This window comes from Pseudomonas brassicacearum, assembly GCF_003732175.1.
Lineage (GTDB): Bacteria > Pseudomonadota > Gammaproteobacteria > Pseudomonadales > Pseudomonadaceae > Aquipseudomonas > Aquipseudomonas brassicacearum_G.
On record NZ_MOBI01000020.1, the window covers coordinates 188,016 to 201,624 of the forward strand.

At 57.1% G+C, this 13,609-nt stretch carries 16 protein-coding genes and 2 tRNA genes; 10 read left to right on the plus strand and 8 right to left on the minus strand.

Features of this window, described 5'->3' with window-relative positions; all coding sequences use genetic code 11:
• Positions 1-30: 30 nt before the first annotated feature.
• Positions 31-306 carry a hypothetical protein gene (locus BK658_RS18685; protein ID WP_123583565.1) on the minus strand — a complete coding sequence of 92 codons (276 nt, stop codon included), beginning with the start codon at positions 304-306 and terminating at the stop codon, positions 31-33.
• Between the two features lie 81 nt (positions 307-387).
• Between BK658_RS18685 and BK658_RS18690 the strand changes: the two genes are divergently transcribed.
• The gene (locus tag BK658_RS18690; protein ID WP_404943189.1) at positions 388-2,034 is read left to right on the plus strand and encodes a DNA cytosine methyltransferase; all 1,647 of its coding nucleotides are present in this window, start codon (positions 388-390) and stop codon (positions 2,032-2,034) included.
• A 517-nt stretch (positions 2,035-2,551) separates the two neighbouring features.
• Positions 2,552-3,175 carry a hypothetical protein gene (locus BK658_RS18700; RefSeq protein ID WP_123583568.1) on the plus strand — a complete coding sequence of 208 codons (624 nt, stop codon included), beginning with the start codon at positions 2,552-2,554 and terminating at the stop codon, positions 3,173-3,175.
• A gap of 21 nt (positions 3,176-3,196) precedes the next feature.
• On the opposite strand, the gene BK658_RS18705 is transcribed toward BK658_RS18700, so the two are convergent.
• Positions 3,197-3,838 carry a hypothetical protein gene (locus BK658_RS18705; RefSeq protein ID WP_123583569.1) on the minus strand — a complete coding sequence of 214 codons (642 nt, stop codon included), beginning with the start codon at positions 3,836-3,838 and terminating at the stop codon, positions 3,197-3,199.
• Positions 3,839-3,950: 112 nt separating this feature from the next.
• Between BK658_RS18705 and BK658_RS18710 the strand changes: the two genes are divergently transcribed.
• The 6 genes from BK658_RS18710 to BK658_RS18730 are packed head-to-tail and all read left to right on the plus strand — an operon-like array spanning position 3,951 to position 6,307.
• A complete protein-coding gene (locus BK658_RS18710; RefSeq protein ID WP_123583570.1) occupies positions 3,951-4,283 on the plus strand; it encodes a hypothetical protein in 333 nt (110 codons plus the stop codon).
• Positions 4,280-4,564 (plus strand): hypothetical protein, encoded by a 285-nt coding sequence (locus BK658_RS18715; protein ID WP_123583571.1) that lies wholly within the window; start codon positions 4,280-4,282, stop codon positions 4,562-4,564. The genes BK658_RS18710 and BK658_RS18715 overlap by 4 nt, the downstream gene beginning before the upstream one ends.
• A 46-nt stretch (positions 4,565-4,610) precedes the next feature.
• Positions 4,611-4,799 (plus strand): hypothetical protein, encoded by a 189-nt coding sequence (locus BK658_RS18720; protein ID WP_123583572.1) that lies wholly within the window; start codon positions 4,611-4,613, stop codon positions 4,797-4,799.
• Positions 4,800-4,849: 50 nt separating this feature from the next.
• A complete protein-coding gene (locus tag BK658_RS30035; RefSeq protein WP_185019858.1) occupies positions 4,850-5,020 on the plus strand; it encodes a hypothetical protein in 171 nt (56 codons plus the stop codon).
• Positions 5,021-5,062: 42 nt separating this feature from the next.
• Positions 5,063-5,272 carry a DUF4224 domain-containing protein gene (locus tag BK658_RS18725; RefSeq protein ID WP_123583573.1) on the plus strand — a complete coding sequence of 70 codons (210 nt, stop codon included), beginning with the start codon at positions 5,063-5,065 and terminating at the stop codon, positions 5,270-5,272.
• Positions 5,273-6,307: a site-specific integrase gene (locus BK658_RS18730; protein ID WP_123583574.1), complete on the plus strand. Its 1,035-nt coding sequence runs from the start codon at positions 5,273-5,275 to the stop codon at positions 6,305-6,307.
• Positions 6,308-6,388: 81 nt separating this feature from the next.
• Here the strand turns inward: BK658_RS18730 and BK658_RS18735 are convergent.
• Positions 6,389-6,475 (minus strand) — tRNA-Leu (locus BK658_RS18735).
• Between the two features lie 193 nt (positions 6,476-6,668).
• Positions 6,669-6,742, minus strand: a tRNA-Cys gene (locus tag BK658_RS18740).
• A 405-nt stretch (positions 6,743-7,147) separates the two neighbouring features.
• Here BK658_RS18740 and BK658_RS18745 point away from each other — a divergent pair.
• Entirely contained in the window at positions 7,148-7,822 is a 675-nt protein-coding gene (locus BK658_RS18745) for a DUF3313 domain-containing protein (RefSeq protein WP_123583575.1), read from the plus strand.
• Positions 7,823-7,869: 47 nt separating this feature from the next.
• On the opposite strand, the gene BK658_RS18750 is transcribed toward BK658_RS18745, so the two are convergent.
• The 4 genes from BK658_RS18750 to BK658_RS18765 all read right to left on the minus strand — a co-directional run bounded on the left by BK658_RS18750 (position 7,870) and on the right by BK658_RS18765 (position 11,786).
• On the minus strand, positions 7,870-9,216 hold the full coding sequence (locus BK658_RS18750; RefSeq protein ID WP_123583576.1) for a glutamine synthetase family protein: 1,347 nt from the start codon (positions 9,214-9,216) through the stop codon (positions 7,870-7,872).
• 23 nt (positions 9,217-9,239) lie between these two features.
• Positions 9,240-9,797 carry a helix-turn-helix domain-containing protein gene (locus BK658_RS18755; protein ID WP_123583577.1) on the minus strand — a complete coding sequence of 186 codons (558 nt, stop codon included), beginning with the start codon at positions 9,795-9,797 and terminating at the stop codon, positions 9,240-9,242.
• Between the two features lie 25 nt (positions 9,798-9,822).
• On the minus strand, positions 9,823-11,112 hold the full coding sequence (locus BK658_RS18760; protein ID WP_123583578.1) for an NAD(P)/FAD-dependent oxidoreductase: 1,290 nt from the start codon (positions 11,110-11,112) through the stop codon (positions 9,823-9,825).
• A 149-nt stretch (positions 11,113-11,261) separates the two neighbouring features.
• Entirely contained in the window at positions 11,262-11,786 is a 525-nt protein-coding gene (locus BK658_RS18765; protein ID WP_123583579.1) for a cupin domain-containing protein, read from the minus strand.
• A gap of 214 nt (positions 11,787-12,000) precedes the next feature.
• On the opposite strand from BK658_RS18765, the gene BK658_RS18770 reads away from it, so the two are divergent.
• Positions 12,001-13,542 carry an FAD-dependent oxidoreductase gene (locus tag BK658_RS18770; protein WP_123583580.1) on the plus strand — a complete coding sequence of 514 codons (1,542 nt, stop codon included), beginning with the start codon at positions 12,001-12,003 and terminating at the stop codon, positions 13,540-13,542.
• The last annotated feature ends 67 nt before the right edge of the window (positions 13,543-13,609 follow it).

A 13,609-nucleotide genomic window follows, 5' to 3' on the forward strand; every position in this document is an offset into this window, starting at 1 on the left:
GAATCACGCCAGCCGGCGAGGACGGATCAGTCAAAGGGGAAACTCCTTTATGGCTTGACACATCGCAGCCACTGCCCCGAAACCAGCAGCCAAACGGTTCCAATACGCTTGTTTATATGTAGTGTCCTGAAGGTTGAACCTACCTTTTTTATCAATCCCCGTGCTTGGCGCCTGCATGAGCTCTCCATTGGAATCCCTAAGGCTGTAAGGCACCCGCACCGTTGCCGACCTGGTCCAGGCGATGGCAGAAAAAAACGCAAATGCGCAGCTCAATTTAGTGGGGTCCAGATAGGCAAGCATCGACATGTTTACTCTCAACTGATTTTACCAAAAGGGATGACCATGATCTCATACGGAAGCGTTTGCAGCGGAATTGAAGCAGCGACCATGGCCTGGCATCCGCTGGGTATGCGCGCCGCCTGGTTCGCCGAGATCGAGCCATTCCCCAGCGCGGTGCTGGCCCACCATTACCCCAACACGCCGAACCTCGGCGACATGACCAAACTCGGCGCCCAAGTACTGGCCGGCAGGATCGCCGCGCCGGACATCCTTGTCGGCGGAACCCCGTGCCAGGCCTTCAGTGTCGCCGGCATGCGCCAAGGCCTCACCGATCCGCGAGGCGCCCTCACCATCAAATACGTGGAGCTTGCAGATGCAACTGACTATGTTCGCGCCAGCCGAGGTAAGCCCGCCTCCGTTGTCGTTTGGGAAAACGTCCCCGGTGTCCTCAGTGACAAAGGGAACGCCTTCGGATGCTTTCTTGGCGCGCTTGCTGGGGAAGACTGCGAGCTGCAGCCTTCGGGGAAGAAATGGACGGACGCTGGTTGTGTGTATGGACCCAAAAGAACAATCGCGTGGCGGGTCCTGGACGCCCAATATTTCGGCTTGGCCCAACGACGCCGTCGTGTGTTCGTTGTCGCAAGTGCTCGAAACGGATTCGATCCCACCGAGGTACTTTTTGAGCGAGAAGGCGTGCGCCGGGATACTGCGCCGCGCCGAGGCGAGGGGCAAGACGTTACCGGAACAGCTCCTTTCGGCCCTGCGCTCCAGTGCGGATGCGGATACACCTTCGATGAGTCATTAGGGCATTACGGTTGCCCGAATTGTGAGGGCGACGAAGGTCCGGCAGTCGGAGTGTTCTGCGGTGTGCCGGCGTTTGGTGGTCACAGCCTGGGCGGATCGGTCGAAAGATCGGCAACGCTCACCGCCAAGGACAGCCGACTCGACATGGAAAGCGAGACGTTCTTTGTCGCCCCGACGCTAACCGGCGGGGCACGCAAGTCTGGAGGCTACTCGCTCGACGATATCCCAATCACAGCGCCAGCGCTTCGAGCCCAGGCTCAGAGCAGCCACCGCGCTGACTCGGTAGCCTTCGTCGTGGCCGGCACACTCAATGCCAACGGCAAGGCGGCCGGCAGCGCCACTCAGCAGGACGCAGAGTCGGGATTGCTGGTGGTTCACGGCACGCAAGACCCAGGCTTCAGCAGCACTACCGCCTTCGCGCTTGGACGAAACAATGGGCAGGAAAACGCAGTGCTTGCCTTCTCCTGCAAGGATCACGGGGCAGACGCTGGCGTGATTGCGCCAACGCTGCGCGCCATGAACCACTCGGGCAGCCATGCGAACGCCGGCGGCCAGGTTGCCGTGTGCATCACTGGCGAGATCACCCACACGCTGAAAGCCGACGGCTTCGACGGCAGTGAGGACGGCACCGGTAGCGGACAGCCGATAGTTTCGGTTCTTCGTGGAATCAGCGAGTACAGCCCGGGCCTTCCATCTCTCCGGTCTTCTTCAGGAGACGCCGGTGGCGGCAGCGAGGCGCTGATCACAACGAGCAGAGTTCGCCGGCTGATTCCTCGCGAGTGCGAGCGCCTCCAGGGAATGCCCGACGACTACACACTGATCCCATGGCGCGGCAAGCCCGCCAGTGAATGCCCGGACGGCCCGCGCTACAAGGCGATCGGGAACAGCAAGGCGGTCACCGTAATTCGCTGGATCGGAACGCGGATTTTGCAGCAGCTTCAGTCAAGCTGACCCTTCATGTTGGTTATGATCGGGTGAGCATCACTGCGCGGGTATACCCGGAGCTTGCGAGAATTTGCGCAGGTAATTACTGAATACTTCTTGCCTGGCTCTGCCGGCTGCACATCAACGACTTCCTCGCAGTCCCAGCCGTAGGTGTTGAGTGCATGCCAAGCAAGGTCTGCTTTCGTCAGGTTACGGCTGCTACTGATATTCGAAAAGTCATGGTCAAACGCGGAGTCGACAGCCTTGGTGGGCTCTCTTAATGCGCTCGGCTGACTTGGGGCGGCATTTTCCCGAGTAACGCTAGAGCCGGCATTACTTGGAGGAACTGGCCGGTTATGGCTATCAAGCATCCCTTTCCCAACAAGTACGGCGAGCCCAACTGCCATAACCATCCCTATGGTCTTTCTCTCCACGGCAGCCTGCCCCATCCAAAAGAAAAGGATCATGTCAGTTTGAATTGGTTCTAGTCCACACGATCCTTCACCCATCCACCGCCCGGGCATGACCCGGCATAGGACGCCCCATGCCCACAGAAAACAACCCGGTCCAGCCGCTTCCGAGCCTGGCCACTGGTCATCCGCTCAGCGCAGCAACCTGGGCCGACTTCGTGCAGCGTCTGCATCACGACTGCGTCGGTGCCGGAGTTCGCTCTCACGGCACCGCGGCAGCGCTGTTCACCGTACAGACCAAACGAATCGACTACGGATTTGATCCTGAGTACGCGGAAGGTCGAGTTGTGTGCCTTGAGGATCGGTCATGGTTTAGCCCGAAAGAATACTGGGACGACCTGGACGATGAAGAGCGCGCCGAGCTGGATGAGTCTCTGCAGGCCGACCGAGAGTGCGGGTTCTTGGATCTGGACGAGGACGACCAGTGGGAATACCTCTCCGAGTGCGATAGCCACACGGTTACAGGCTGGAACAAGCGCTGGGAGATCGTGAACAGCCACTTCACCAAGGACGCCGCCGAGGCTTTCATCCGCCGCAAGAAGCACGACTACGGCGAAATGCGCGTCTACGTCGAATCCCAGTATTACGCCTGGGAGTTCGAAGCCATCAAGGAAGCGATCCTCGACGGCACGCTGACCTACACACCGAAGCCGGTTCTGAATGCCCATGATCTGGTATCGATGGAGATTGTAGGATGAGCGAAGCGATGACTCTTCACTTTAAACGTTAATCATAAGTCCGCCGGGATCTGCTTCATGGCCAAATGTTTTCTCTGTGGAAAACTTATTGAGAATAGCCACTGCTTCGTCTGCCAGCTTTCCGATATCTACAACCCACTTCATGTTGTAAAATTTTCGCTCTGATGACACATACAGTCGTATTGGGTAAAGCCTCGGCTGAGTAACCTCCCAATGAGAGATGATCATATTATAGGCAGCACGGGTTCCCTTAGGCTTTTTGGTAAGCTCCAAATTCGACTCATCCAAATACTCATCAAAATGCTCAAGTGTGTTTCTAACTTTAACTTTGTGCATCTCTATCAAGCCAATATTTTTAAGAAAACTCTCGATGGCTTTAGCCCGACCAAGGCGCATCTGATAGCGCTCAGAGTTTTCTCCGTTGAGCTTAGCCCCGGCCGTAACTGAAAGCTTTTTAATATTTGCCGCATCAGTAAGTATCGACGAAATAACCGAATGCATTTCAGGATCCACCTGAATCACGAATCCTTCATCTGGAACCTTGCAGGTCTCAAACAGATTATCTGTATTGCGTTTTATATTTGCGCACAACCATCTTAACTCATGAAAAAATATAGTTGAAAGAACACCATCATCGAACTGGACCTTCTCTACATTTTTCATTGCATTCCCTTACTATCAGAGTTTTGTGAAAAAGCATTAGACACTCGACATCTTTGAATGTCGACCACATACCCCCTTCAAAGTCAGCCGCTATAGCGGCAAAGGAACAGTCATGCCTGAAGAAACCGTTTTGATTCAACCTCTGCCGGTCCATCGCGATGCAGACGGTTGGTGGTCCCACCCTGATTACCTGTCGGAATTCGACGACGAAATCACCGAAGAGCAATTCAACGACTGGTGCGCACGCCACCAGGTGGAAACGAGGGTCACGTACATGGAGAGCGACGTGTCGACCGACGCGTTCAACGTCTACATGGAAGACGGCCAGGTTGATTGCTCAGTGTGGGAGATTCAGAACCCCGCCGAACCAGGCTGGTTCATCCTGTCGATTCACGATGCGGAGGACGGTCCTGTCTGCATCTGGGGCCGGCGGGTGGCGCTATGAGAAAATACCCGCTTGAAGTAGAAAGCGTCGGCGGTGATACCTACATCGTCATGAGCAGGGGCCACCACGACCTGAATGAATTCATGAACGAGGTCATCAAGGATTACGGCGACTGGAACCTCGGCGGCGCGCAACACGTGTGGATTAAAACCACGCCGGCCAATGGCGGATGGCACTACAACATCGTCGACAGCTCGGTGCGTGGTGCTTGGCCGGCCACTTACTGCTGGGAGTATGGCGAAGGCTACGAAAAATGGCGCGATAGGGAGGCAGCATCATGATCGCCCTCGCCTACATGGCCTGGCTCATCTACACGGGGCCACGGTGATGATCCTTCGTAAAGGACTCCTTCGGCGCAAGCTCGAGGCCGCTCTGATCCGTCTGGCTATCGCAATCCTGATGGGCCGGAACGTCGCCCGCTCCATGGTCGTGTCACGCCGCGACAACAACGACATGTGGTACATGGCCGAATCGCTTCAAGACATCGCCAAGCGCATCAGCAAAAACTACCCCTAACCCCTCTTTCACCTACCAGCCTGCCGGTGAACGGCGGGCGAGGAACACTCATGCCCGAAGAACAGAAAGTCCAATGCACCCGCTGCCGAAACAAACACCTGCACACCGACCGCACAAGCGTGCCGAACACCACCATCAGCGGCATGCGCGACCTGGTCTGCCCGCGTTGCAATTGCCGCAGCTACTACAGCCTGGATGCCGACGGCAAACGCTCGGCGTAACCCTCCCCACCTTCTGCCGCCACGCGCAGCATGGAGAAAGACATGTCTCAAATAGAATTTTTAAGTCCGGAAGAAATGCGACTCCTCACTGGCGCCGGGACGAAGGCCGGACAAATAACCGTGCTCAAGCGCAATGGCATCCGCCACACCATCAAGCGCAGTGGCTGGCCCTGCGTGATCACTTCGGCATTGACCGGAGAGGCAAGCGCTGCAATCGCAAAACCAACTTGGCAGCCACGTAAGGCGGGGTAAATGGGAAGGAAGCCATCGAAGCCTGACAGCATTACCCGGCTCAGGAAGAGAACTCAGCGCAGCGGAAACGTTTTTTACTACTACGACACTGGAGAGAAGCCGCGCAAAGAAATCCCGCTGGGTGGTGACTACGGCCTGGCCATTGTTGAGTATGCAAGGCTCGAAAAGACCCGGGTCTCTTCCGCGATGGTTCAGGATGTTCTGACCTTCGCCTATGTCGCGGACAAGTACATGGAGGAAGTGGTCCCGACGAAAGCACCAGCCACGCAGAAGGATAACGCTCGGGAGCTGAAGCAGCTGCTGAAGTTTTTCAACGATCCGCCGGCGCCGCTCGAAGCTATTGAGCCACAGCATGTCGTTCAATATCTAAGGCTGCGCGGCAAAGAAGCGCCGGTCAGAGCGAACCGGGAAAAGGCACTGCTCAGCGCTATCTGGAACTTTGCCAGGACTAGTGGCTATACAGCGCTGGCAAACCCCTGTGCAGGTGTAAAGGGCAACAAAGAGAAAGGCCGTGATACATACGTCGAGGACGAGATGCTGGCCGAGGTGTACAAGCATGCCGATCAGCCGCTCAAAGATGCCCTAGACCTGTTTTATCTGACTGGGCAACGAATCGCCGATACGTTAAAAATGGACGAACGAGATATCCGCGACGACAGACTGGCAGTGCAGCAAGGGAAAACCCGAGCAAAAAGGCGGATTGAGATTGTTGGAGAGTTGAAGGTTGTGATTGACCGGATCCTTGCCAGAAAGGCCGGTCATAAGATCCGCACCAGCAAACTTATTGTTATGGACAACGGCCAACCCATGACCACCAGCATGTTGCGAGGGAGGTTTGATGCGGCGCGAGAAGCGGCGGGAGTTGAAAAGGCTGACTTCCAGATGCGTGACCTGCGAGCAAAAGCTGGCACTGACAAGGCAGAGTCGAGCGGAGATATCCTGCAAGCACGGGATCAACTTGGTCATACGACTGTTGTTATGACCGAAAACTACATCCGTAAACGTATAGGCAAAAAGGTCACGCCAACCAAGTGAATTGCGGAGCGGGTAATTATTTTGCGGAGCGGAATTGATAAGGGCTTGCGTGAGGTATCTCACGCAAGCCCTTGATATTCATGGTGCCCGAAGCCGGAATCGAACCGGCACGTCCTTACGAACGGGGGATTTTAAGTCCCATGCGTCTACCAGTTTCGCCATTCGGGCGGTAGCGCGGTGAAGCCTTCAAGAACAATCGAATGAACGATCAATCTTTTTTGGTGCAGTGCAGCAGGGGAAGAAATATATACACCCCTTCCTCTCTAAGCAAGTTCGCTGACGTCAAATTCAAGACAAAATCTTGCCATCTACTGCAAATAAAAAAGCTCCGTAAATCAGTGATCTACGGAGCTATTTATAGTGGAGGCCGAGGTCGGAATCGAACCGGCGTAGGCGGATTTGCAATCCGCTGCATAACCATTTTGCTACTCGGCCTCAAACGTCCAATGCCCTAAAAACAACATCAAACGCATACAAACTGGAGAGGGAAACTGGATTGTTATCTGTTTCCAACCCTTTGATATCTAAAGGGTTTTTCTCGTTCCTGAATCAGGAATGGACGCAATTCTGGACGTGTTCGTCGGGCATGTCAAGAACAGGAAGAAAAAAATTCTATAGCACCCTACCGGGTGCATTCCACAACCAGGCAGACGATGTCACGGAGCAATGCGTCCACGAGTATCACTACTGGATATTTCGCCATTCGTACCTACGCTGATTCGCGAGGGATCCAGGTTTCTGGCGGGCTGTGGCTGAGTGAGGTAGGTAATCGACACGGATAATACCGGCCTCACCACTAAGGCGACCTGAATAAAACATCTCAACCTACGGATTAAAAACATGGACCTATCCAGAAACTTGCTTGTCGGTGTTGCCTTGACCGGCCTGCTGCTCGGCGGTTGCACCTCAAAAGTTACACAGAAGGAACAATACTCAGGGTTTCTTCCCAACTACAGCAACCTGCAAGAAGTCACCACCCCCAGCGGCGAGAAAGCCATGCGTTGGGTGACGCCTTCCTGGAACCCGAACGCTTACAACACGGTGGCCTTCAAGCAGCTGGAACTGTACCCGGCCCCCAAGCCCAATGAGCGAGTCAACCGCCAGACGCTGGATCAGCTGCAAACCTACATGACAGACAGTGCCAAGAGCACACTGAGCCAGAAGTACCGTGTGGTGTCTGATGTTCAGTCGGCCCCTGCCGGTTCTCGCGTCCTGGTCGTACGCGCCGCGATTACCGGGGTCACGGCCTCTAACGAGGGCATGAAATGGTATGAAGTGGTTCCGGTCGCGGCCGCGATAGGCGCGACTCAGGCAGCCACCGGTCACCGCGACCAAGACACCGAATTGTACATCGAAGCCGAGATGATCGACGCGAGCAACGGCCAAACCGTGGCTAAAGTCGCTCGCAAGGTCTTCGGTAAGCAGTTGCAGAATACAAGCCAGCAGGTGACCGCCAACGACTTCAAGGTGGCACTAAAGAAACTGACCAGCGACATGCAGGCATTCCTTCGATAACACCGAGGTAAACGCCGACTCGGTTCACGGGGCTGAGTCGGCGATCGTTACAGATACCAGCGGTACTCGCGCGCACTGATCTCCTGCATGAAGGCCAGGTGGTCCTGGCGCTTGTTCTCGCAGTACACATCAACAAACTCCGCCCCCAAACCCTCGCGCAGTTGTGGCTGATGCTGCATGGCGCGCACGGCTTCGAGCATTTCCAGCGGGAAATCGATCCCGCTGTTGCGGTCTTCATTGAGCGCTGCAATCGGCTCGCGACCAGTTTCCAGCCCCTGCTCCAATCCCACCAGAATCGCTGCCAGCACCAGATAAGGGTTGGCATCCGCGCCCGCCAGGCGATGCTCGATGCGCAAATTTTTCGAATCCGAATCGGGAATCCGCACGCACGCATCGCGATCCTCGACCCCCCAGTTGGCACGTGTCGCCGCGTTCACCGTACCGCCCAAACGACGGAAGGCGTTCTGGTTCGGTGCGAAGATCGGCATGCAATGCGGCAACAGTTCCAGGCAGCCGGCCACCGCATGCCGCAGAGCTTGTTGTTGGTTGGCTGCCAGCAGGTTTTTACCCTCGGCATCATAGAGGCTGACATGCACATGCATGCCGCTGCCCGGATGCTGCAAGTAAGGCTTGGCCATGAAGCTGGCGCGGTAACCGTGCTTGAGCGCGACGCCGCGGGTGCTACGACAAAACAGCGCCGCCCAATCGGCAGCACGCAGGCCGTCATCAAGATGACCGAAGTTGATCTCGAACTGGCCCGGCCCAAGTTCGGCAGTGATCACCGTGGTATTGATGCCTTGCGCCCTCGCCGCTTCGACCATTTCATCGAGCACCGGCGAAAAGCGCGACAGCCGTTCGATGTGCATGTTCGGTTGATCATCGGCATCGTCCGACAGCCGATCGCGGGGGAACTGTGGCTGCCCCTCACGCAACTGTTTATCGAACAGATAGAACTCCAGCTCGAACGCCACTACCGGATGAATACCTTTACCGCGCAACCGCTCAAGCACTTGCGCGAGGACCTCGCGTGGCTCGAAGACAATCGGTTTTTCAGTGCCGTCCGAGGTGATCAGCATCTGACCCAGCGGCTTCGATTCCCAGCTCACCGGCTTGAGCGTGCCTGGCACCAGGCGCCGCAGAGCATCTGGGTCGCCGTCGTTAAAACAGTAGTCGCCGATTTTGAATAGCCCACCCTGCACGCCCAGTAACACGCAGTTCTGCGGCAGCTTGAGGGCGCTGCCGGCAGCCACCTTTTCGAGCATCTCGATCGGATAACGCTTGCCGTAGAAATGCCCGGGAATATCCAGGGAAATCAGGTCGACATAGCGCACCTCGGGGTAGCGTTGGCGAAAAGCACGAACTTCGGCCAGCAGATCAGAGCAGGCAGCATCCATCGTTGTTGTTCCTTTTATTGTTATTAGGTGTAAACCCAAAGCACTCGCGTGAGCTGGTCAGTGAGGTTGCCGTAGCGACAGCGTGTGTGACTGTCGAGCTGAAAACTGTCGCCGGCCTGCAAGGTGACTGGCTCGTCATCATCGCCCAACCACAGCGTCAATGCGCCTTCCAGCACGTAGCCGCCCTGCTCGGAGCTGTCGCTCAAATGTCGCTCGCCACTGCTGGCGCCGGCCTCCAGTTGGCTTTCGAGCATCGAGAACGAAGCCCTGATCTTCGGCGAGACCAGAATGTCGGTAATCCCGTTGGCGTAGTACAACGTGCGGCGCTCATCCGGGCGGGTCACCCAAGGCAACACCTTGGGTTTCGGCAAGCTGTAAAAGTAGGTGGTTGGCACTCCCAGGGTTTCGCTGATCGCGGTCAGGTCCGCCACGGTCGGCCGTGACAAGCCACGTTCGACTTGCGAAAGAAAGCCCACGGAACGGTCGATTTTGTCGGCCAATGCCTTGAGGGTGTATTTCTTGTGCTTGCGCAGATCGTGGATCAGGATCGCCAGCGCGGCGATTTCTTCTTGCTTGTTCATGGCAGTAATTCCGGAAGATGACTCATCAAATGCTGTCGCGCAGTCGGTACCAGGCCTTGCCGATGGCTTCCAATGGCGCTGCGAGGTATTTACCGCCGGGAAAGCTGTCATTACTCAAACCCTGGTACAAGGCCAGCTCGTCCGGCTGACCGAGAATCGCATCGGACACGGCGCGAGCCCCCGCCAATGTTGGAAGCACGCCATGCCCGGAATAACCCTGTAGCCAGTAGAGGTCGCCGCGCCGGCCAATGTCGGGGGTGCGCTTGAGGGTCAGGTCGATATGCCCGCCCCAGGCAAACTCCAGCTCGACACCTTTGAGCTGCGGGAAGACCCGCTCCAGATAGGGCCGTGTCGCGGCAGCGATGTCTTTGGGCATCCCGCCCAGATAGGTGCAGCCACCACCGAACAACAAGCGGTTATCCGGTGTGCGACGGAAATAATCGAGGACAAACTGGTTGTCGGTGACACAGACATTACTCGGCAGCAGCGCGCTGGCTTGCTCGGGGGTCAGCGGCGCGGTGGCTACCTGATAAGTGCCCACCGGCAACACGCAACTGGCAAGTGCAGGATCGAGTTGATCAAGATAGGCATTGCACGCCAGCACCAGGACATTTGCCCGAATGCTCCCGCGCTCAGTAGTCACCAGGTACTGATCGCCTTCTTCGCGATAGCTCAGCGCTTTACTCTGCTCAAAGATGCAGCCACCAGCACGCTCGATGGCTGCGGCCAGGCCAAGCGCCAGCTTCAATGGATTCAGATGGCCGCCTTCGGGGTCATAGAGCCCCGCCTGATAACGCTCGCTGGCGACCCACTGCGGTAACTGCTCACGCGCAATGAATTGCAGGCCATCGTGGCCCCACTTATGGCTAGCCTCGCGTTGCCACTCTGTCAGGAGACTGACCCGACGTGGCATGACCGACGTCCACAAATGGCCAGGGCGATAATCGCAGTCGAAACCATGGCGTACAGGCAACTCGCGCAGTTCCTGCGCCGCCCAGCGCATGCCGTCCCACAAGCGCCGCGCGCGTTCATGACCCAGCGCAGCCTCCAGAGGCGGCATGTCACACGACCAGCCGAGAATCGCCTGCCCACCATTGCGCCCCGAGGCAGCCCAGGCAACACGACTGGCTTCCAGCAACGTCACGCGCTTGCCAGCCAAGGCCAGGCGCAAAGCTGTATGCAAACCACTGAAGCCGGCACCGATGATCAGCACCTCGGCAGTGTGTTCACCTTCCAGAGCGGCCCGATCCAACAGGCGATCAGCGCAACTGTGGGCGTAATAGCTGGCGACATGCTGCGAGGATTGCTGAAACATTCGGGCACTCATGAAATTATGTTTTTATAATTTCATGAAAAACTACAGAATAAATTTCACGAACGCAACACTCTACCCATCCATTGCAACCCAATGAATCGCCAGGCTGCGATCTTTTCGGGGGCGCCAACACTTGACTGACTGGCGCTTTATGCTCGCGCCAGCTGTTCAAACAAGATCGAATGCTCTGGAAACAGCTCGCTGAGCTTGCACCGACTGCCCAATTGCATATCCGCCAAATCAAACCCTGGCGAAACGGCTTCACTGATCAGGCCGTAAGCAGCCGGTCCATCCATGAGCTGCGATGCCTTCCAGACACCACCAGGCACGTGCAGTTGCAGGCGCTGCCCGGCAGTGACGTCATTGCCCATCACCACGGTTTTCAATGCGCCGTCCGGATAGATGAGGAAGTACTGAATTGCATCGCCTACATGGTAGTAGTGAACGATGTCGGATTTGTTCAAATGAAAGTGGCCGACGGGAGACGTGCCCGTCAGCAGGTAATAGATCGAGGTCATTGCATAGCGCCGCCCCCCTGTGGTCTCGACCATGAGCTGGTGGTCAGACTGAAAGGTTCTTCGGTAAAAACCGCCTTCCACATGGGGTTCCAGATCGAGCGCGGCGACGATGTCCTGGGCGCCGGGAGTGTGTCTGCCGAGTTTGCTATCCGTCATGCTAAAAGCCATCAGTCAGGTGGAGTCACGAAAGTTTGCATGGCGTGGAACGCAACGCAAGCGATCCCGGGAGCATCGATGCAGGGTTTCAATGGGCAATCGCTTTCACTGCTTTACTGTAAGGGTCGAGCCTGCCAAGCGGGGCTGCAGTTTCACTGACGCCCCCCCGCCGCTGCCGACGCCAACGGAAAATCCCGCCCCCCGGAGAGTTGTCATGTCCCTGCACAACGTCGCCCGCTTTACCGATCTTCGTGAAGACCGCGGTACTCGCGTTGAAATCGGCGCACTGAAGATCGTGCTGTTGCGGGCCGGCGAACGGGTCTACGCCTATCAGGGCGAATGTCCGCACGCGCAGGCTCCGTTGGACGAAGGCATTGTCTGCAATGGTCGGCTGATTTGCCCGTGGCACAAGGCGATGTTCACGGTCGAAGACGGTCAATTGTGCGAACCGCCAGCCCTGAATGGACTGATCCGCTATCCGGCCAACGTGGTCGATGGCGACGTACACGTGGACGACCAACCCCTTGCGCCCATCGAAGCAGTTCGTGCCGCTGATTCACGCTGCTTCGTGATCGTCGGTGCAGGCGCTGCGGGTACAGCGGCAACAGCCGCCCTGCGTGAACACGGCTTTGCCGGTCGCCTGGTGTTGATCGATCGCGAAACGGACCCCGGCTATGACCGCACGGTGCTGAGCAAATATGTCCTTGCCGGGGAAATGTCCGTCGAAGAAACGCCACCGCTGCTCGATGAACGCTTTTACAACGTACAGTACATCGAGCGTGTTCAAGGTGAGGTCATCCGTCTCGATGTAGCCGCCAAAAGGGTTTCCCTGGGTGACGGACGCACCTTCGACTACGACGCCGCGCTTCTGGCCAGTGGCGGCGAACCCAGGCCGCTTTCGGTAGACGGTGCGCATCTGCACAACATCCTGGCGCTGCGTTCACGAACGGACGCCGAGCGCATTCTGCACATCGCAAAACCCGGTGCCCGGGTGGTCATCATCGGTGCCAGCTTCATCGGCCTGGAGTCGGCATCGGCCCTGCGCCGCCATGGCCTGGAAGTCAGCGTGGTCGCGCACCATGAAACACCGTTCAGCACGCTGTTCGGCGAGCGCATCGGCCTGGCGATTTTGTCCCTGCACGAAGACAACGGCGTGGTCTTTCATGCCAATACCCAGCCGAAGGCGTTCGAGGGCCAGGACAACGTCGAGGCCGTTCTGCTCGAAAATGGTCAACGACTTCCCGCCGATCTGGTGCTGATCGGCATCGGCGTCAACCCGGTCACCGACCTGCTCGAAGGTGTTGAGCTGGACGATGACGGCGGGTTACCGGTAACCGAGGGCATGTGCGCTGCGCCAGGACTGTGGGCCGCCGGCGACATCGCCTCCTTTGCCTTACAAGGTGTCCCCACACGCATCGAGCACTGGCGCCTGGCGCAGCAGCAGGCGCGGGTCGCTGCGCAAAACATGTTGGGTGCTGAAACACGCTACGTGGATGTGCCGTTCTTCTGGACGTATCACTTCGACAAGACCTTCGAGATGCTCGGTCACGCCGACCAATGGGACCGGATCGTCTTCGAAGGCAACCCAGAGCAATATGCCTTCATCGCCCTGCTGTGCAAGGGCGAACAGGTCGAAGCAGTGGTCGCCTGCGAATATTCGCGGCAAATGGCATTGCTGGCCGAGCGGATGAAACAGCCGTTGCTGCGCGAGGAAGCCTTGCAGATCATTCGGCGAATTGCCGCTCAAGAAGGCTGAAGACTCGCAATAAGAAGATGTTCTTATTGGAACTATCGTACTTAATGACCAGAAAAATAAACAACTG